Source organism: Thiopseudomonas denitrificans (genome assembly GCF_002866065.1).
GTDB lineage: Bacteria > Pseudomonadota > Gammaproteobacteria > Pseudomonadales > Pseudomonadaceae > Thiopseudomonas > Thiopseudomonas denitrificans.
The window spans coordinates 488,096-508,292 of record NZ_LNJZ01000009.1; the positions used below are offsets into that span (position 1 = coordinate 488,096).

At 56.3% G+C, this 20,197-nt stretch carries 17 protein-coding genes and 2 tRNA genes; 10 read left to right on the forward strand and 9 right to left on the reverse strand.

Translation table 11 applies throughout. The annotated features are described in order from the left end of the window. Positions 1-5: 5 nt before the first annotated feature. Entirely contained in the window at positions 6-1,127 is a 1,122-nt protein-coding gene (locus AR306_RS11490) for a beta-ketoacyl-ACP synthase III (protein WP_101497689.1), read from the reverse strand. A 124-nt stretch (positions 1,128-1,251) separates the two neighbouring features. Further along, on the reverse strand, positions 1,252-1,755 hold the full coding sequence (locus tag AR306_RS11495) for an SEL1-like repeat protein (RefSeq protein WP_101497690.1): 504 nt from the start codon (positions 1,753-1,755) through the stop codon (positions 1,252-1,254). A 447-nt stretch (positions 1,756-2,202) separates the two neighbouring features. Between AR306_RS11495 and AR306_RS11500 the strand changes: the two genes are divergently transcribed. The 4 genes from AR306_RS11500 (at position 2,203) to AR306_RS11510 (ending at position 5,256) form a co-directional block, all read left to right on the forward strand. Then, positions 2,203-2,703, forward strand: coding sequence for a pilin (locus AR306_RS11500; RefSeq protein ID WP_407071218.1), 501 nt, complete (start codon positions 2,203-2,205; stop codon positions 2,701-2,703). Between the two features lie 280 nt (positions 2,704-2,983). Continuing rightward, on the forward strand, positions 2,984-4,372 hold the full coding sequence (locus AR306_RS13235; protein WP_133539638.1) for a sulfatase-like hydrolase/transferase: 1,389 nt from the start codon (positions 2,984-2,986) through the stop codon (positions 4,370-4,372). Between the two features lie 136 nt (positions 4,373-4,508). Continuing rightward, positions 4,509-4,808 (forward strand): hypothetical protein, encoded by a 300-nt coding sequence (locus tag AR306_RS13240; RefSeq protein WP_133539636.1) that lies wholly within the window; start codon positions 4,509-4,511, stop codon positions 4,806-4,808. Positions 4,809-5,007: 199 nt separating this feature from the next. Then, positions 5,008-5,256 (forward strand): type II toxin-antitoxin system HicB family antitoxin, encoded by a 249-nt coding sequence (locus AR306_RS11510; protein ID WP_101497692.1) that lies wholly within the window; start codon positions 5,008-5,010, stop codon positions 5,254-5,256. 29 nt (positions 5,257-5,285) lie between these two features. On the opposite strand, the gene AR306_RS11515 is transcribed toward AR306_RS11510, so the two are convergent. The 7 genes from AR306_RS11515 to ribF form a co-directional block, all read right to left on the reverse strand. Continuing rightward, a complete protein-coding gene (locus AR306_RS11515) occupies positions 5,286-6,272 on the reverse strand; it encodes an RpnC/YadD family protein (RefSeq protein ID WP_101497693.1) in 987 nt (328 codons plus the stop codon). Positions 6,273-6,349: 77 nt separating this feature from the next. Then, positions 6,350-7,336 carry an RpnC/YadD family protein gene (locus AR306_RS11520; RefSeq protein ID WP_101497694.1) on the reverse strand — a complete coding sequence of 329 codons (987 nt, stop codon included), beginning with the start codon at positions 7,334-7,336 and terminating at the stop codon, positions 6,350-6,352. Positions 7,337-7,446: 110 nt separating this feature from the next. Next, positions 7,447-8,400, reverse strand: a complete 954-nt coding sequence (ispH, locus tag AR306_RS11525) for a 4-hydroxy-3-methylbut-2-enyl diphosphate reductase (protein WP_101497695.1) — start codon at positions 8,398-8,400, stop codon at positions 7,447-7,449. A gap of 19 nt (positions 8,401-8,419) precedes the next feature. Next, complete coding sequence (locus AR306_RS11530; protein ID WP_101497696.1) at positions 8,420-8,860, reverse strand: FKBP-type peptidyl-prolyl cis-trans isomerase; 441 nt, start codon at positions 8,858-8,860, stop codon at positions 8,420-8,422. After that, on the reverse strand, positions 8,853-9,347 hold the full coding sequence (gene lspA, locus AR306_RS11535) for a signal peptidase II (protein WP_101497697.1): 495 nt from the start codon (positions 9,345-9,347) through the stop codon (positions 8,853-8,855). Before lspA ends, AR306_RS11530 begins: the two co-directional genes overlap by 8 nt. Then, a complete protein-coding gene (gene ileS / locus AR306_RS11540; protein WP_101497698.1) occupies positions 9,340-12,168 on the reverse strand; it encodes an isoleucine--tRNA ligase in 2,829 nt (942 codons plus the stop codon). The genes lspA and ileS overlap by 8 nt, the downstream gene beginning before the upstream one ends. Before the next feature lie 437 nt (positions 12,169-12,605). Beyond that, entirely contained in the window at positions 12,606-13,541 is a 936-nt protein-coding gene (gene ribF / locus AR306_RS11550; RefSeq protein ID WP_101497700.1) for a bifunctional riboflavin kinase/FAD synthetase, read from the reverse strand. Positions 13,542-13,814: 273 nt separating this feature from the next. Here ribF and uvrC point away from each other — a divergent pair, with 273 nt between their 5' ends. From uvrC to AR306_RS11580, 6 genes are all read left to right on the forward strand, one after another. Next, positions 13,815-15,650: an excinuclease ABC subunit UvrC gene (uvrC, locus tag AR306_RS11555; RefSeq protein ID WP_101497701.1), complete on the forward strand. Its 1,836-nt coding sequence runs from the start codon at positions 13,815-13,817 to the stop codon at positions 15,648-15,650. Between the two features lie 21 nt (positions 15,651-15,671). Further along, positions 15,672-16,220, forward strand: coding sequence for a CDP-diacylglycerol--glycerol-3-phosphate 3-phosphatidyltransferase (pgsA, locus tag AR306_RS11560; RefSeq protein WP_101497702.1), 549 nt, complete (start codon positions 15,672-15,674; stop codon positions 16,218-16,220). 314 nt (positions 16,221-16,534) lie between these two features. Beyond that, a tRNA-Gly gene (locus tag AR306_RS11565) sits at positions 16,535-16,610 on the forward strand. Positions 16,611-16,658: 48 nt separating this feature from the next. Continuing rightward, positions 16,659-16,733: transfer RNA gene (locus tag AR306_RS11570), tRNA-Cys, on the forward strand. Between the two features lie 275 nt (positions 16,734-17,008). Next, entirely contained in the window at positions 17,009-18,319 is a 1,311-nt protein-coding gene (locus AR306_RS11575) for an OprD family porin (RefSeq protein WP_101497703.1), read from the forward strand. Between the two features lie 165 nt (positions 18,320-18,484). After that, a complete protein-coding gene (locus tag AR306_RS11580) occupies positions 18,485-20,197 on the forward strand; it encodes a proline--tRNA ligase (protein WP_101497704.1) in 1,713 nt (570 codons plus the stop codon).

The window sequence follows — 20,197 nt, forward strand, 5'->3', positions numbered from 1 at the left end:
CCCGATTACAGCCTGCGCAAAATCACGCTACCCACAGAATAGCCCGCGCCAAAGGAACTGATCACGCCCAGCGCACCGGCAGCCAGGTCATCCTGGTTCAGGTGAAAGGCAATGATCGAACCGGCCGAGCTGGTGTTGGCATAGGTATCCAGAATCACCGGAGCTTCCTCCGCCGTGGCTTCGCGCCCCAGCAGGCGGCGGGTGATCAGCTGGTTCATGCTCAGGTTGGCCTGGTGCAGCCAGAAGCGGCTCACCTGCGCCGGCTCAAGCTGGTTGGCCTGCAGCTGCTCGCCGATGATCTGCGCCACCATCGGGCAGACATCCTTGAACACCTTGCGGCCTTCCTGCACGAACAACTTGTCGCCGGCACCAATGCCTTCCTCCGCACAGCGGTTGAGAAAGCCGAAGTTGTTGCGGATGTTGTTGGAAAACACCGTCTTCAGCGTGCTGTCCACCCCCTGCCACTGATGGGCCGAGCTGGCCAGCGCAGCATCTTCCAGCACCACCGCCGTACAGGCATCGCCAAAGATGAAATGGCTGTCACGGTCACGGAAGTTCAGGTGGCCGGTGCAGATCTCCGGGTTCACCATCAGCACTGCCCGTGCCTGGCCGCTCCGGATGGCGTTGGCGGCATTCTGGATACCGAAGGTGGCAGAAGAACAGGCCACGTTCATGTCATAGGCATAGCCGTCAATGCCCAGCGCCTGCTGCACCTCGATGGCAATCGCCGGGTACGGCCGCTGCAGGTTGGAGCAGGCGACAATCACCATGTCGATATCGGCAGCGCTCTTGCAGGCACGCTCCAGCGCCTGGCGGGCCGCGGCAACGGCCATCTCACACAGAATGCCCGGCTCGTCGTTGCTGCGCTCGGGAATGCGCGGTGCCATGCGCTGCGGATCGAGAATGCCTTCCTTGTCGATAACGAAGCGGCTCCGGATGCCGGACGCCTTGAGGATGAACTCGGCACTGGACTCCGGCTGCTCGGCCAGCTCGCCCCGGGCAATTGCCTCGGCGTTGTCGGCGTTGTACTGCCGCGCCCAGGTATTGAAGGCCGTTACCAGCTCCTCGTTGGAAATGCTTTGCGATGGCGTGTACAGACCTGTACCACTGATCACAACCTGCTTCATATCGACTCCCTAACGGCCAGCACCGCTAATACAAAAACAAGAAAAAAGACGGAAACTGACCCGCCACACGAAATGAGTCAAGTATAGCCCTGTTCACCACTCCGGTGGCAGTACAAAAACCCAATCAGCCTGCGATCAGTCCCCGGTCCACACCGCCAGCTGCTCGCGGGCGATTGCATGGCCATGCACGGCCGCCTTGGATAGCCATAGAAAGGCCTGGCTGCGGTCCTGGGCAAGGCCACAACAGCCCCCCCCCCCCCGAGTGCTCGATACCATGCAAATACAGCCTGCTAAGGTGGTGCATGGCGTCGGAATGCCCCTGCTCCGCAGCCAGTTTGAACCAGTGCAGCGCAACCGGCCCCTGTGCCTGCTCCAGACAGAGAATGCCCAACTCGTTTTGCGCCACGGCACTGCCCCGGTCGGCCTCGACCAGCAGGCTGGCATCCCCTTCATCATCCAGCCGGATGCACAGCAGCGGCCCGAGGTCGGCCAGCGCCAGCAGCGCCCGGCCCCGCTCATCGGTACCGCTGCGGCCGATCTGGCCATCCTGCACCCGTCGCCACAAAGTGCGCCGGCTTACCGTAGCCAACAGCACTGCCGAATCCAGACTGATTGCTGGTTGTGTCATTGCTTGTCTCCCGCCTGTTAACGGCCATCAATTCTGGCACAGCCCCTTGCATGCCGGCACAGTCTTTAGTGTGCCGCCAGACCCTGTTGGCACAACAAAAGCTGTGCCAACCGCTCTGCCAACAGCAACCGAATATGGCCTGTTTGTGGCTGCATTGTCCAATAACTGCGGGAATAAAACCAGCTGACAAAATTGTGATACAAGTCACAAACAGCTCGCCGTAAAAATAGAAATTTCTTTTATTTTCAACAGATTAAAACAACAAAAAAACATCAGGAAATTCAAGACACATTGCAAATATTCATTTTATTCATCCTAAACAGTCCGCTTGACAGCTGTGCCAGAAAAGCTGGCATGCCCGTTGCAATAGCTCCTGCAGGTTCACCGGCAACCGGGACCATCCCCGCCGGGCCTGATCTAACATTTAGGAGAGACAAAATGAAAAACATGCAAAAGGGCTTCACCCTTATCGAACTGATGATCGTTGTGGCGATTATCGGTATTTTGGCTGCCGTGGCTATTCCGCAGTATCAGACTTATGTAGCGAAATCCCAAGTTTCTCGTGTTATGGGTGAAGCAGGTAGTCTGCGAACTTCGTCTGAAGTATGTTTACTTGAGGGTCGCACCACAGTTCATTCTAACCTGCCAGCCGGCACTGATCCTGCTGCCACAGACTGCGACTTGCAAGCATCAGCTTCCTCTGTGCTTACGGGAGCAGCACAAGGCAACGGCGTTGCAGCACCAGCTGGAACCGGCTATCCAACCGTTACCCTTAGCGGAAGCGCTGACTCAACTATCGTGGCTACATTTGGTAATTCGGCAGCCGCTCAACTCACCACCGCTGGAAGCAACACTCTGACCTGGACCAGAAATCAACAAGGCACTTGGACTTGCACTACTTCTGTTGACTCAAAATACCGCCCAGCCGGATGTGGTGCCGGTAGCTAACCAAACAATACACCCAGTAAAAGGTATCACACCTAAAGCACTGGAAATAGTATAAGGGACCCACTCACAAGGTGGGTTTCTTTTTATTTAAGGAAGCGCTGAATAAATCGATTTTTCACCATGGAGCGGGTGTATCTCATTGATTTGTATATTGCCCAAATTGAATGGCACGAATTGTTCAGCATCTCCTTAAAACATTAAAAGACAAAAGGAAATCAACAATAAAACATATAAGAACTATCAAAACATAAAGGCATAATCGTAACCGAGCAACTCTAAAATGACGCATACAAACAAAGCCCTATCCTCACAGTCCTTCCTACTACTAGGAGCAACATTGCTAGCATGGCAGATCGTAATGTACTGTGCAGCATCCTATTTCCATATAGGAAGACCCCTATTAAACATAGACTATGCCTTTATTCTAATTTTATCTTTTTTCACACCAAGACCGATAAGTATCTTGCTTTTTTTAATCGTGATCTTGATCGACTACTTCATGCTTCCTGTTCAAATATTACCATTCACCAGACTCATTGACTTCATTTATTTTATAGGCAAATTAGAATTTATCAACAGAAGCATAACCTTCTCACTTGCAGGATGCATTATCTTAGCAATCACTGTATCCATCTTCACGATGAATATTGCAAAAAAATCAAGCAAGCTCACGCTAATACTGACATTTAATTTATTTATTATATCTAGCGCTATCAGCAAAACAATAACAGAAGAAAGTCATGACAATAGGTTTTACCGGGTTGCAAATAAGTATTTTTCCGATAGCGTTTTCCTATATGCCTACAACTACAGAACATCTGGATTTGTAAGCTCGTCCAATCTTAAAAACCAATCCTTATCAGAAACAAAGGACACAAGAGCATTATGTATAAACATAAACTGCGATTTACCACCAGAAAACAAAACCCTGTTTATTATAAATGAATCTTGGGGAGACTATAAAGATCCAAAAACACAAGAAGAAATTTTAAAACCTGTGAACAGCTGGATCTTAACGAAAGGAACTATAAGCTTTACCGGACTTACAGTAGAAGCAGAACTAAAAGAACTGTGTGGCCTGCATGCTGAAAGCCTTTATTTTAAAGAAACAAACATTGAAGACTTTAAGAATTGCTATCCTGAAAAAATAAAAAAACTAGGTTACAAAACTTATTCCTATCATGCCGCTGGCAGTATGATGTACGATAGGCACCACTGGTATCCATTAGCAGGATTTGAAAAATCTACTTTTTTCGACACTCAAAAATGGCCAGCTCGCTGCTACTCTTTTCCCGGAGCATGCGATAAAGATATAGCGCAAAAAATAATTAACGATATAAAAAAACCAGGAATAGCATTATTTTATTGGCTAACTCTAAACACCCACCACAACTACAATCTTAAAGACCTAAAAACAAAAACATTTAACTGCAAAGAACTAGATATAAAAAACAATGAAATATGCCGCAACGCAAAACTCCAAAATCAATTCTTTTTAATATTAAAAAACATAATATTAAATCTATCAGAGCTAGAAGAAAATCTAACCATAATTATCGTAGGCGACCATTCCCCCCCAATAACGAACACTCAAGCAAAGGAACTGTACTTCAACACAAAAAAAGTTCCATATATAAAAATCAAATTACAGCATCGAAATACAAAATAAGATCGTATCTGGTACTTTATCAAACCACCCTGGCAACGCACTATAATTTTCACAACACGCCCATAAAACAACACAAGTATATTAAAGCAATCACAAGCATAACCCCCCATATTGTCGACAATAATTTGGGGGTTCTATGTACGTATCTACGCAATGGGTACCCAGCGCCCACTATGGTTTTACTGTGGCAGAGGCCGGTGCCGCCTTGTTGATCCTGTCACAGCCGGCCTGGCTGGGCGGGCGTTTCTGGAGCTGGCTGGCAACACTGTCATACAGCTGGTACCTGTGGCATTACTACTTCATGAAGATCCTGCAATATTACGGAGCAGTCTGGCAGATCAGTTTGCTGGTTGGCGGGCTGGGCGGCCTGCTGGCCGCTTCCGCCAGCTACCATCTGGTGGAGCGCAAATTCTACCGGCCCAGCCATAAGAAATAGGTATAGCTCCATTCAGCCATGGGCTCCGGATGCATGCAGGCCCGGCTTTGCCGAAATTTACGAGCGCGAAGGCAGTCGCGTTACCGTGATTTTATTTGGTGAAGTACGGGGGTTTCACCGCCCCTCACCCAAGCACTGATACCGACAAGGGAGCAGTTGCAAGCATCCGCAAATGGTTACATACGCATGGGGTGAAGCCATGAATACAATGACACTTGGCAATTACAAAGCGCTTATAGAGTACGGCCCTGAGCTTGACCTTTTTCGGGGTGAAATTCTGGGCCTGTCTGGCGGCGCTGATTTTTATGGAGCCAGCCCGGACGAGTTGCGCAAAGAATTTCGCAAGTCACTTGATACCTATCTCGAGGTATGCCGGGAGCATGGAATAGCACCAAGAAAACAATACTCGGGCAAGTTCAATTTGCGGGTACCTGTGCAGCTGGCCTGAGCCGGCATCAGCAGGACGCAAGCGCACGTTTATTCCTGAAACACCGCCTCGATGCTGTCGGCAAACAAAATGCGCTCGGTCCACAGCTCCAGCTCGGCCTCGCTGGCATTGTCCAGCCGGGCCAGGACGGCAGCATCCAGACCACGGAATTTCAGTTGCAACAGCTTATGCAAAGTAGTGGCACGGCCTTTATCAATGCCTCGTTCGATCCCTTGTTCGATACCCTGCTCAATCCCTTTGGCAAAGGATTCACGCTTGTAAATCGCCATGTAACCCATGGTTTCGTCCTCCTGTTCGATCAGGTCGATGTGTTCATTATAGTAGTCCAGCTCCTGCTTGGGTATACGGATCATCCACTCGATAAAGTCGTGCATCAGGAAGATATGCTGACGGCTGTAGCCCTTCTTTCGGGCCATGCGGTAGAAGCTGAGCACCGCATCGGTGCGCTGACGCGGATTTTTCACCTGTTTGGCAATCAGCTGTGCAGCCACCAGCAGGGCAAAGATGTTGTCACTGGCCAGCATGACGTCCAGCTGAGGTTGCAGGTCGAGCAGCTTCACACAAATGAAGTCGAAGCGGATGCTGCAGCCCATCAGCTCCTGCCGGTAGTGGTCCGGGCGGAAGTTTTTGCGCGTGTCGGCGAGGATCGCCATGCTCACCACGGGCTCGTCAAAGCGCTCGACCAGGCGGTAGTAGTAGGTGAACATACGCCGGGTGAATTCCGTTTCCGGCTCGCCCTGCACCTCGATGTGCAGAAGAATCCAGCGATACTCGCCACTGAGGGTGCATACCCGGATCAGCTTGTCGACATGGCGACGCGAGTCGCTGCTGTCGCTGGTCAGTTTCTGTAACTCCTTGTCCATGAAGACCGGTTCGTGGTGCCAGTCCAGCTGGCTGGCCACGTGCGGGAACAGCAGCTCCATGCAGGGCTGGAAAAACACCTCGATGGCGGATTTCCACGGGCTGTCGTGGTCACTGGAGTCATCGGGATTTACGGCTGACGACAGATCATTCATGCAAACTCCTTTTGCAATGACAAGATGACTCCTGAACTTATCGCGGTGCAGATTTGATGTCGGGCAGGTTGACGGGGTTACTCCTGAAACACCGCTTCAACGCTATCGGCAAACAGGATACGTTCGGTCCAAAGCTCCAGCTCGGTCTCGCTGGCATTGTCCAGCCGGGCCAGGACGGCAGCATCCAGATCACGGAATTTGAGTTGCAACTGCTTGCGCAGGGTGGCAGCGCGGCCTTTATCAATGCCTCGCTCGATCCCTTGTTCGATACCCTGCTCAATCCCTTTGGCAAAGGATTCACGCTTATAAATCGCCATGTAACCCATGGTTTCGTCCTCCTGTTCGATCAGGTCGATGTGTTCATTATAGTAGTCCAGTTCCTGCTTGGGTATGCGGATCATCCACTCGATAAAATCGTGCATCAGAAAGATATGCTGGCGACTGTAGCCCTTCTTTCGCGCCATGCGGTAGAAGCTGAGCACCGCATCGGTGCGCTGACGCGGATTTTTTACCTGTTTGGCAATCAGCTGTGCAGCCACCAGCAGGGCAAAGATGTTGTCACTGGCCAGCATGGCATCCAGCCGGGGTTGCAGGTCGAGCAGCTTTACACAAATGAAGTCGAAGCGGATGCTGCAGCCCATCAATTCCTGCCGGTAGTGGTCCGGGCGGAAGCTTTTGCGCGTGTCGGTGAGGATCGCCATGCTCACCACGGGCTCGTCAAAGCGCTCGACCAGACGGTAGTAGTAGGTGAACATGCGCCGGGTGAATTCCGTTTCCGGCTCGCCCTGCACCTCGATGTGCAGAAGAATCCAGCGATACTCGCCACTGAGGGTGCATACCCGGATCAGCTTGTCGACATGGCGACGCGAGTCGCTGCTGTCGCTGGTCAGTTTCTGTAACTCCTTGTCCATGAAGACCGGTTCGTGGTGCCAGTCCAGCTGGCTGGCCACGTGCGGGAACAGCAGCTCCATGCAGGGCTGGAAAAACACCTCGATGGCGGATTTCCACGGGCTGTCGTGATCGCTGGTGTCATCGGGATTTACGGGTGGTGACAGATCATTCATGCAAACTCCTTTTGCAGTGACAGGGTTATTCCTTTAACCGACTATAATCCGCAGCGAACAACCAGTCGAAAATTTTTTCCGCGACGCGAGAGTTGTCACACCTTTGCTGTTCAGGCTTCGGTCACATCCACCAGCCGCAGCTCTTTGGGCATGGAGAAGGTGACATTTTCCTTGCGACCGTCCAGCTCTTCAGCCACCTGTGCGCCCCATTCGTGCAGCTGGGCAATCACTTCCCGCACCAGCACTTCGGGAGCGGAAGCACCGGCGGTCACGCCGACGCGGGCTTCATCGACAAACCATTCTCGCTGCAAATCGGCTGCGCCGTCGATCAGGTAAGCCGGAGTGCCCATGCGCTCGGCCAGTTCGCGCAGGCGGTTGGAGTTGGAGCTATTGGGGCTGCCCACCACCAGCACCACATCGCAATCACTGGCCAGCTGCTTGACCGCGTCCTGACGGTTTTGCGTGGCATAGCAGATGTCGTCCTTGCGCGGCCCGCTGATGGCGGGAAAGCGGGTACGCAAGGCATCAATCACCCGGCTGGTGTCGTCCATCGACAGGGTGGTCTGGGTGACGAAGGCCAGCGTATCCGGATGCCTGACCTGTAACTGGGCCACATCTTCCTCGTTTTCCACCAGATAGATCTGCCCGCCCTGGCTAGCATCATACTGGCCCATGGTGCCTTCCACTTCCGGGTGGCCGGCATGGCCAATCAGCACGCATTCGCGGCCTTCACGGCTGTAGCGCAGCACTTCCAGATGCACCTTGGTCACCAGCGGACAGGTGGCATCGAACACTTTCAGACCACGGCGGGCCGCTTCATCCTGTACCGCACGGGATACGCCGTGAGCACTGAAGATGACAATGGCGTCATCCGGCACCTGGTGCAGCTCCTCGACAAACACCGCGCCGCGGTTGCGCAGGTCTTCCACCACGAACTTGTTGTGCACCACTTCGTGGCGGACATAGATCGGCGGCTGGAACACTTCCAGGGCACGGTTGACGATCTCGATGGCACGGTCAACACCGGCACAGAAACCACGGGGATTGGCGAGTTTGATTTGCATGCTGTTTTCTACTGTGTTGTCAGGCCGGGTTTTCGACCTTGATGATTTCCACTTCGAAGGTGATGTCGCGGCCGGCCAGCGGGTGGTTGAAGTTGATCACTACTTCGTTTTCGTCAAAGGTTTTGACCACGCCGGGCATTTCGTTGCGGCGTGCATCCTGGAAGATCACCAGCATGCCTTCGCTCAGCTCCATGTCGTCGAAGTCCTTGCGCGGCATGGTTTGCAGGTTGGCATCATTGCCACGGCCAAAGGCACGCTCGGGCGGGATCACCACGGTGCGCTTGTCACCAGCCTTGTAGCCGTACAGCGTCTGCTCGAAACCCGGCAACAGGTTGCCGTCACCAACGGTAAATGTGGCCGGCTCCTTGTCGAAATTGCTGTCCACCACGTCGCCGTTGTCCAGCTTGAGGGCGAAATGCAAGGTTACGGTGCTCTTTTGCCCGATGCGTTGTTCAGTCATTGCTCTGCTCTTTTTTGTTCACGATCATGTCCAGAATCAGGATGCCGGCACCCATTGTGATGGCGCTATCAGCCAGGTTGAAGGCCGGGAAAAACCAGCGGTCCTGCCAGTGCACCAGAATGAAGTCCACCACGTGACCAAGCACCACCCGGTCGTACAGGTTGCCCAGTGCGCCGCCCAGCACCAGCGCCAAGCCAACGGCCAGCAGGCGCTCGTGGCTTTTCAGCCGTTTCAGCCAGACCACCAGCACCACGCTGGCAACCAGCGCCACCAGCGCAAAGAACCAGCGTTGCCAGCCGCCCTGATCCGCCAGGAAACTGAACGCTGCGCCACGGTTGTAGGCCAGCGTCCAGCTGAACAGGTCGGGAATCACCACGATCTGCTCATACAGCGACAGGTTATGCTCAAACCAGTGTTTGCTGGCTTGATCAAGAACAACCACCAGCACACTGAGCCACAACCAGACCAGCTTGCCAGCCTTAGGCATAGTGGCGCACCTCGCCCTTGCCTTCGATGTTGTCAACGCAGCGGACACAGATGGCCGGGTGTGCGGGGTTGCTACCGACATCGGCACGGTGGTGCCAGCAACGCTCGCACTTGGGCTCGGCCGACTTGACCACGCTCAGGCGCAGGCCCTCCACTTCGGTGTCAACAGCGTTATCCGGCGCGGACGCCAGCGGCTGCACGGCGGCAGTCGAGGTGATGGTGACAAAGCGCAGCTCGTCACCCAGCTGGCCCAGCAGCTGTACCAGCTGCTCGTTGGCATACAGGGTCACTTCGGCCTGCAGGTTGCCACCGATCGCCTTGGCATTGCGCTGGTTTTCCAGCTCCTTGTTGACCGCGTCCTTGACTGCCATCACCTGCTGCCAGTAGCTGTTATCCAGCTCTGCACCAGCCGGCAGACGGCTCAGCCCCTGATACCAGGTGTTGAGCATCACGGACTCGTTACGCTCGCCGGGCAGGTGCTGCCAGATTTCCTCGGCGGTGAAGCTCAGCACCGGCGCGATCCAGCGCACCAGCGCCTCGGCAATCTGATACATGGCAGTCTGGCAGGAACGGCGTGCCAGGCTGTCGGTGCCGGTGGTGTACTGGCGGTCCTTGATGATGTCCAGATAGAAACCGCCCAGCTCCTGCACGCAGAAGTTGTGTACTTTCTGGTACACGTTGTGGAAACGATATTCCTCATAGGAGGCATGAATCTCGTCCTGCAGACGGGCGGCGGCATCCACCGCCCAGCGGTCCAGCGCCAGCATGTCTTCGGCAGCCACCTGATCCTTGGCCGGATCAAAGCCGTTGAGGTTGGCCAGCAGGAAGCGCGCGGTGTTGCGGATGCGGCGGTAGGCATCGGCGCTGCGCTGCAGGATGGTCTTGGATACCGACATCTCGCCGGAATAGTCCGCCGAGGATACCCACAGGCGCAGGATGTCGGCACCCAGGCTGTTGGTCACTTCCTGCGGGGCAATCACGTTGCCCACGGACTTGGACATCTTGCGGCCCTTCTCGTCCACGGTGAAGCCGTGGGTCAGCAGGCCGCGATAGGGCGCGTGGCCGTCAATGGCGCAACCGGTCAGCAGGGACGAGTGGAACCAGCCCCGGTGCTGGTCGGAGCCTTCCAGATAAAGGTCGGCACGCGGGCCCTGCTCATGGCCTTGCGGGTGCGAACCACGCAGCACATGGCTGTGGGTGGTACCGGAGTCGAACCACACATCCAGGGTGTCAGAGATTTTTTCGTAATCGGCCGCTTCGTCACCCAGCAGCTCGGCCGGCTCCAGCTTGAACCAGGCCTCGATACCGCTCTGCTCGATGCGCTGCGCCACCTGCTCGATCAGCTCGACGGTGCGCGGGTGCAGCTCGCCGGTGACCTTGTGCAGGAAGAACGGCAGCGGTACGCCCCAGTTACGCTGGCGGGAAATACACCAGTCGGGACGGCCGGCAATCATGTTGTGCAGGCGCGCCTGGCCCCAGGCCGGGGTGAACACGGTCTGCTCGATGGCGTTCAGCGCACGCTCGCGCAGGGTGTCGCCGGCTGCGACCTGCTTGTCCATGCCGACAAACCACTGCGCAGTGGCGCGGTAGACCAGCGGCGTCTTGTGGCGCCAGCAGTGCATGTAGCTGTGCTGAATGGTTTCGTGCTTGAGCAGCGCACCGACTTCGTCCAGCTTGGCGACGATGTTGGCATTGGCCTTCCAGATGAACTGGCCGCCAAAGTGCTCCAGCGCCGGCTCGAACACACCATTGCTCTGCACCGGACGCAGGATGTCGTCCTGGTGCATGCCGTATTTCAGGCAGGTGTAGAAGTCGTCCTCACCATAGGCAGGTGCGGAGTGAACAATACCGGTACCGGCATCCAGCTCGACATAGTCCGCCAGATACACGGGCGAATAACGCTCATACAGCGGATGCTGGAAGTTGATCAGCTCCAGTTTGTCGCCGGTGGTGCGGGCGATGATCTCGCCTTCCAGGCCATAGCGTTGCAGCGATCCTTCGACCAGGGTTTCCGCCAGCAGCAGCAGGCGGTCACCAACATCGACCAGCGCATAAATGGCTTCAGGATGGATGTTCAGCGCCTGGTTGCCGGGAATGGTCCAGGGTGTGGTGGTCCAGATCACGATCTGTACCGGCTTGCTCAGCTCGACGCCAAAGGCGGCGGCCAGCTTGTCGGTATCGACACAGGTGAAGCCCACATCGATGGCATCGGACTTCTTGTCCTGATACTCGACCTCGGCCTCGGCCAGTGCCGAACCACAATCAAAACACCAGTTGACCGGCTTCAGGCCCTGAAACACGAAACCGCCTTCGACCATTTTCGCCAGCGCACGCACGATGCCGGCCTCATTGGCGAACTCCATGGTCTTGTAGGGGTTGTCCCAGTCACCGAGCACGCCCAGACGGATGAAGTCGGCCTTCTGGCCCTCGATCTGCTCGGCAGCGTATTCGCGGCACAGCTCGCGCACCTTGTCGGCCGGCAGGTTCTTGCCATGCTTGACCTCGACGCGGTGCTCGATCGGCAGACCGTGACAGTCCCAGCCCGGCACATAGGGCGCATCGAAACCGGACAGCGTCTTGCTGCGCACGATGATGTCCTTGATCACCTTGTTGACTGCGTGACCGATATGAATGTCGCCGTTGGCATAGGGAGGGCCGTCGTGCAGTACAAACAGCGGACGACCGTTGCCCTGCTCGCGCATCTTCTGGTACAGCCCGATGCTGTCCCATTGCGCCAGCGTTTGCGGCTCGCGGTTGGGCAGACCACCGCGCATGGGGAATTCGGTCTCGGGCAGGTTCAACGTGGTTTTATAGTCGGTCATGGTGGTCTGGTCTATTTTTGGTGATCTGTATGTTTTATCTGTTTTGTATTGTTTGTGCATGGTGGTAACAGGTGCAGTTACGCGTAGATGCCGTGAATACATCCTGGCAATCTTCGGTCGCATCTGACCGCCACGGATGGCGGAAATGCTGTTTTTGCAGGAGCAAAAAACAGCCTTGGCGACCAAGGCTTTACTCCACTGCACCTGCTACCACCTTAAAATTCGTGCAGGCCGCTCACAGCCTGCTTTTAAAGTCTTTCAACAACGCCACGGTATACCCCTGACAAGCGTCAGCAGCCCGACATGGTCGGGCCTCTTCCTCCCCGGCTCTGCGGAGTTTCATGCTGGCTGGAAACTGTGCCAGGCATTTAGCCCCGTGTCGAAGCTCGCTTCGGCGCGGGAGCGCAGCCGCAGCACAGGTTTCAGCCAGCATTACACTAAGCTATAAGCCAAAACTTCCGCGCCAGCGCAATATCCTGCTCTATCGCCGCCTGCAGCTCTGCAAGGGTGGCAAATTTTTCCTCTTCGCGCAGCTTGCGATGAAACTCCACCACCAGCCGCTGCCCATATATGTCTTCACTGAAGTCCAGCAAATGCACTTCCAGATGGGCAATCTCGTTCTGTTGCTCCACTGTCGGCCGCATGCCGATGTTGGCCACGCCCGGCAGCACGCGGCCATCCGCCAGATGCGCCGCCACCATGTATACCCCGCGCAGCGGCGCGTGCCGGCGCTTAAGCTGGATATTGGCCGTCGGCACACCCAGCTGACGTCCCAGCTTCTGGCCATGCAATACCCGGCCCTGAATACAGTATGGGCGGCCCAGCAGCCTTTTCACTGCTGCAAAGTCGCCTTCTACCAATTTTTGCCGTACCAGCGTGCTGCTGATGCGCTGCCCGTCCAGGGTAACGGTACAGGTCGGCTCCACCGTGAAGCCATGCTGCTGCCCGGCCTGCTGCAAGTAGGCAAAATCACCGCTACGGCCGCAGCCGAAACGGAAATCGTCCCCCACCTGCAAGTGCCTGACACCCAGCGCCCGCACCAGCACCTGTTCAACAAATTCCTGCGCACTCATGTGCTGAAAGCGACTGTTGAAGGCGATGCACAGCACCCGGTCAACACCGGCGGCGGCAAACAGCTCAAGCTTGTCACGCAGCCGGGTCAGGCGTACCGGAGCCAGCTCCGGGCGGAAGAACTCCATAGGCTGCGGCTCAAAAATGATCACGCAAGACGGCAACCCCAACGCCTGGCTGCGGGCACGCAAAGCGGCAAGGATTTTCTGGTGACCCAGATGCACCCCGTCAAAATTGCCAATGGTTGCCACACAGCCCGCAAAAGCCGGTTGCACATTGTGTAAGCCGCGTACCAGTTGCATAACTGCAGTCTTGCCCAAAAATGCCGGATTATACCCTTTACCACAGCTTCCTGCACCCGTGAAACAGGGCAGCAACGAAACATCCAATGCAGTACACTCCGCCGTAGGTTCGAATTTAGCTGTAGGTTCGAATTTATTCGAACAAGCCAAGCACCCTCAGGTGCATCATGGTTCGTGTGCGAATGAATTCGCACCTACAACAATGACCCCGGCTCATTCGAACCAACAGGCTCAGAAACCTCGCCCACAACCAACCAGCTGCAATAAAACACCATGCCCCAGGACAACCCGCCGCCTCCCTTCAATGCCGATGACTTCCTGCGCCTGTGCACCCGGCATCCTGGCGTGTACCGCATGTACGACGCCAAAGGCACGCTGCTGTATGTCGGCAAGGCAAAAAACCTGAAGAACCGCCTGACCAGCTACTTCAAGACCCAGCAGCTGTCACCGAAAACCGCAGCGCTGGTCGGCAAGATCACCCATATCGAAACCACCATCACGCCCAGCGAAACCGAAGCCCTGCTGCTGGAACAAACCCTGATCAAGCAGTGGCGACCGCCCTACAACATCCTGCTGCGTGATGACAAGTCCTACCCTTACGTACTGCTGAGCAATGACGAATTCCCCAGTCTGAGCGTGCAGCGCGGGCAGAAAAAGGGCGCCGGCCGCTATTTTGGCCCCTATCCCAGCACCGGAGCGATCCGTGAAAGTCTGAGCCTGCTGCAAAAAGCCTTCAAGGTGCGCCAGTGCAGCAACAGTTTCTACAACAACCGCAGCCGGCCCTGCCTGCAATACCAGATCAAGCGCTGCAAGGCACCCTGTGTCGGCCTGGTTGATGCCGACGAATACGCCGAAGACGTCCGTCTGTCCACGCTGTTCCTGGAAGGACGCAGCGACCATCTGGCCCACGAACTGGGCCAGCGCATGGAACAGGCATCCGCCGCGCTGGAGTTCGAGCAGGCCGCCCAGTACCGCGACCAGATCAGTCTGGTGCGCCGCGTGCAGGACCAGCAAAGCATGGAAGGCGGCCACGGCAATGTGGATGTCATAGCCGCCTTCAGCCTGCCTGGTGGTGCCTGCGTGCACATACTCACCGTGCGTGACGGCCGTGTACTGGGCGGGCAGAACCACTTCCCGAAAACCGCCATCGAACAGGACAACGCCGACATCCTCAACGCCTTTCTCGGCCAGTATTATTTGTCCGGCCGCACCCGCGACCTGCCCGACGAGCTGATCGTCAACCTGAGCCATCCCGATTTCTCCCTGCTTGGCGATGCCTTCCAGCAGCTGCACGGCAAAAGCCTGACCATCAGCCGACAGGTACGGGGCACCCGCGCCCGCTGGCAGCGGCTGGCAGTGGTCAATGCCGAGCAGGCACTGCAGGCCCGCCTGGCGAGCCACAGCCAGACCGCCCAGCGCTTCGAGCAGCTGGCCGACACCCTGGGGCTGGACAATCTGCAGCGCATCGAATGCTTCGATATCAGCCACACCCAAGGCGAGGCCACCGTAGCCTCCTGCGTGGTATTCAACCCGGAAGGTGCCCTGAAGTCCGCCTACCGCCGCTTCAACATCGAGGGCATCACCCCCGGTGACGACTACGCCGCCATGCATCAGGCGTTGATGCGCCGTTTCGGCAAGCATAGCGACGGCGAAGGCCAGCTGCCCGACGTACTGCTGATCGATGGCGGCAAGGGCCAGCTGCACATGGCGCAGGACGTACTGCAGGAGCTGGCCATCAGCGGCATCACCCTGATCGGCGTGGCCAAGGGAGTCACGCGCAAGGCCGGCATGGAAACCCTGTTCCTCAACGACAGCAACACCACCCTGGAGCTGGACGACCATGCCCCGGCCCTGCACCTGATCCAGCAGGTACGTGACGAGGCCCACCGTTTTGCCATCACCGGGCACCGCGCCCGGCGCGGCAAGGCACGCCGCACCTCGACGCTGGAAGGAATCCCCGGTGTGGGGCCCAAACGGCGGCGGGAACTGCTAAACTACTTCGGCGGCTTGCAGGAGCTGTCGCGTGCCAGCATTGACGAAATCGCGAAAACACCGGGCATCAGCACGACCCTGGCGGAAACCATCTACCAGGCCTTGCACCAGGACTAACCCTCTATCGCAGTACCCGCCATGAACATACCAAACATACTGACCTCCATGCGTGTTGCCCTGATTCCGGTACTGGTACTGGTTTACCTGCTGCCATTCAAGGGGCATTACTGGGTGGCTTGCGGCATTTTTGCGCTGGCCAGCATCACCGACTGGCTCGATGGCTACCTGGCCCGCAAGTGGAACCAGAGCACGCCCTTCGGTGCCTTTCTCGACCCGGTCGCCGACAAGCTGCTGGTGGCGGTAGCACTGGTACTGCTGGCCCAACACCACCAGCACCTGCTGATGACCCTGCCGGCACTGGTGATCATCTGCCGTGAAATCCTGGTCTCGGCCCTGCGCGAATGGATGGCAGAAATGGGTGCCCGCGGCATAGTGGCCGTTTCCAATATCGGCAAATGGAAAACCGCCGCCCAGATGGTGGCCCTGCTGATCCTGCTGTCGCAGCCGCCCGGTTTCACCTGGCTGGTGATTGCCGGATATGTGCTGCTGCTGATCTCTGCCGTCCTGACCCTGTGGTCGATGCTGCAGTACCTGCTGGCAGCCCGCCGCTGGCTTGGTCAGGAATAAATATTCCCCATGTAATCGGAGCTGGCCTCAACTTCCCCGCCATGGTTCAGCCACTGTGCGAATTTATTCGCACATGGGCCAAAACCGATCAAATAAAGCCCGATTTGTTCGAATAAATTCGAACCTACATGTCCACGCAAAGTTTTGTATCAAGGTAGCTTGCCCCTGCCAGCGACATTCTGGTTTCTCAGGGCCAAGCCCCTTCGCACAACATGCGCCTGCCCCATATGCCAACTTTGCAAAGGCTTCTTTTTCCACCCAACTCTTGACAAGCACAAAAAAAACCCTAGAATGCACATCCGTCACCAAGACAAGCGGGAATAGCTCAGTTGGTAGAGCACAACCTTGCCAAGGTTGGGGTCGCGAGTTCGAGTCTCGTTTCCCGCTCCAGTTTGAAAGCGAAACCGCCGCTGATGATGTTAGCGGCGTTTTTGTTTAGGCCGGGTGGCAGAGTGGCTCATGCAGCGGATTGCAAATCCGTCTATGCCGGTTCGATTCCGGCCTCGGCCTCCATATCAAAGCTCCTGCTGATTCGTCACAGGAGCTTTTTTATTACCTGCGACAAAGCACCGCCACAGCAGCCGCAAAACAGGCCAGGCAAGCCCCTGCTGATATCAGAACGCCTGAAAAGTTCCGCCCAGAACACTGTTTTTCTGAATAATCCCTGAATAACCCCTACCGAAGTCTCGCAAACGTTATACAACTTAGGTATGCTACGCCTCGAATTATCCAAAGCTGGCTAAGATAAGCCGGCAGTACAACAATCTGTTCTACTAGGAGCAAACACCATGCAAAAGATGAAATGGAGCGTTATTGCTTTCGCCGTAGCTGCTGCCAGCACCCAGATGGCTGTTGCCAGCCAGCAGTCCGAGTCCAACGGTTTTATCGAAGACAGCAAGCTGGACGTTCACGCCCGCACCCTGTATTTCAACCGTGATCAGAAAAACAACAAGCCTCGCAGCGCACAAAGCTACAGTGAAGATTTCGGTCTGGGCCTGAAAGCCATCTACGAGTCCGGCTTCACCCAGGGCACCGTGGGCTTTGGTGTTGATGCTTTTGCCATGACCGGTATTCGCCTCGACAGCGGTCGTGGTCGCAATGGCAACGGCCAGTTCCCGACCCGTGATAACGGCAAGCCAGAAACCACCTATGGTGAAGTAGGCGGTGCCATCAAAGCTCGCATCTCCAATACCACCCTGAAGTACGGTGAGCAGTTTGTGGACTTGCCTGTTCTGTCCATGGACGATGCCCGCCTGCTGCCAGAAAGCACCACCGGCTTCCTGGTTACCAGTGAAGAAATCGACGGCTTGGTCCTGCATGCTGGTCACTTCACCGCCATCAATGCTCTGGACCAGACTGGTCGTGACAGCGCCAACGGCGGCCTGCTGCGCTCCATCGACCTTGCCGGTGCTCGCTACAATTTCACCGACGACCTGAGCGCCGCTTACTACTACTCAGATGCTGATCTGGGCCATAAAGGTGTAAATCGCGAAAAAGCCAAGAAGCAATACCTGAACGTCAACTACGTTCACCCAATTGCTGACGACCAAAGCGTAACTGTTGACTTCAACGCTTACAGCACCCGCTTCCAAGATAAAGAAGCAGCTGCTGACCGTACCAGCAAGAACAACATCCGCAGCCTGTCTGTCGCCTACAACCTGGGTGCCCACACTTTCACCGTTGGTGGTCAGAAAGTTGAAGGTAACCACGCAGGCGGCTACGATTATGGCTACGATGGCGGCGGTGCTGTTTACGTATTGAACGACGTTCAGTACTACTGGTTCGGTGCCAAAGGCGAGAAGTCCTACCAAGCCCGCTATGACCTGGACTTTGCCCAGTACGGCATTCCTGGCCTGAGCTTCATGACCCGTTACGTACGCGGTTCCAAGATTGAAGGTGCTGACGGTCGTCGCCAGGGTAAAAACTGGGAACGCGATACCGATATTGCCTACACAGTACAGAGCGGCGCTGCCAAGGATCTGTCCATGCGCGTACGCAACGCTACCTATCGCTCCAACAGTGCTGCAATTGAAGGCGGTGCCCGCACCGACGTCAACGAAGTACGCTTCATCGTAGAGTACCCACTGAGCATCCTGTAATGCTTGTGTGACTCCACGCATAAAGAACCCGGCCTGGCGCCGGGTTCTTTTGTTTTGGCGCATAAAAGGGGTCAAGTTCATTTAACGCGTTAAATGTACCTGACCCCTTTTATGCTCTACAATGCTGGCCATTTCCATCCATCTTCTCGTGTAGAGCCCACAGCAATGCGCGCCTCGAATTACCTGATTGCCACCCTGAAAGAAACCCCCGCCGATGCCGTAGTGATCAGCCACCAGCTGATGCTGCGTGCCGGCATGATCCGCCGCCTGGCATCCGGCCTCTACACCTGGCTGCCGCTGGGCCTGCGTTCGCTGCGCAAGGCCGAGGCTGTTGTACGTGAAGAAATGAATGCCGCCGGCGCACTCGAAGTATTGATGCCGGCCATCCAGCCGGCCGAGCTGTGGCAGGAATCCGGCCGCTGGGAAGAATACGGCCCCGAGCTGCTGCGCCTGAAAGACCGTCATCAACGCGAGTTCTGTGTCGGCCCGACTCACGAAGAAGTCATCACCGACCTGGCCCGCAACGAGCTGTCCAGTTACAAGCAGCTGCCGGTCAATTTCTACCAGATCCAGACCAAGTTCCGCGACGAGATCCGCCCGCGCTTCGGCCTGATGCGTGGCCGCGAGTTCATCATGAAGGATGCCTACTCCTTCCATCTCGACCAGGCCAGCCTGCAACAGACCTACGACCGCATGCACCAGGCTTACTGCAACATCTTCAGCCGTCTGGGCCTGGACTTCCGCCCGGTGGAAGCCGACACCGGCTCCATTGGCGGCACAGGCTCGCACGAATTCCATGTGCTGGCCTCATCCGGTGAGGACGAAATCGCCTTCAGTACCGGCTCCGACTATGCCGCCAATATCGAGAAGGCTGCAGCTCTGCCCCGCGAAAGCGAACGCCCTGCCCCACAGCAGGAGCTGCAGCTGGTCGATACACCAAATGTAAAAACCATCGACGAGCTGGTGCAGCAGTTTGACCTGGCCATCGAGAAAACCATCAAGACCCTGGTGGTACATGCCGCCGAAGAAGGCAAGCTGATCGCGCTGATCGTGCGTGGCGATCACAGCCTGAACGAGATCAAGGCCGGCAACCTGCCCCAAGTGGCCAGCCCGCTGACCTTTGCCAGCGACGCCGAGATTCATGCCGCTGTCGGTGCCAACCCCGGCTCACTGGGCCCGAAAGAGCTGGCCATTCCCTGTATCATTGACCGCTCCGTACAGTTCATGAGCGACTTTGCCGCCGGCGCCAACCAGGACGGCAAGCACTATTTCGGCCTGAACTGGGAGCGCGACCTGCCTCTGCCCGAAATCGCCGACCTGCGTAACGTGGTCGCCGGAGATCCCAGCCCCTGCGGCAATGGCGTACTGGAAATCAAGCGCGGTATCGAGGTCGGTCATATCTTCCAGCTGGGTACCAAATACAGCGAAGCGATGAACTGCACCGTGATGGGTGAAGACGGCAAGCCCGCCACCCTGACCATGGGTTGCTACGGCATTGGGGTTTCCCGTGTGGTGGCGGCTGCCATCGAACAGAACCATGACGAACGCGGCATCATCTGGCCGGACGCCCTGGCACCCTTCCAGGTAGCACTGGTGCCGATGAAGTATGAAAAGGAAGACGTGCGCAAGGCGACTGATGCCCTCTATGAGCAGCTGACCGCCGCCGGCATCGAGGTACTGCTGGATGACCGCGACAAGAAGACCAGCCCCGGCGTGAAGTTTGCCGACATGGAGCTGATGGGCATTCCCCACCGCATCGTGGTCAGCGACAAGGGCATTGCTGCCGGCAGCTACGAGTACAAGGGCCGTCGCGACAGCGAAACCACTGCTGTTCCGGTTACCGAGGTGCTGGGCTTCCTGCAAGAGAAAACCAGCTAA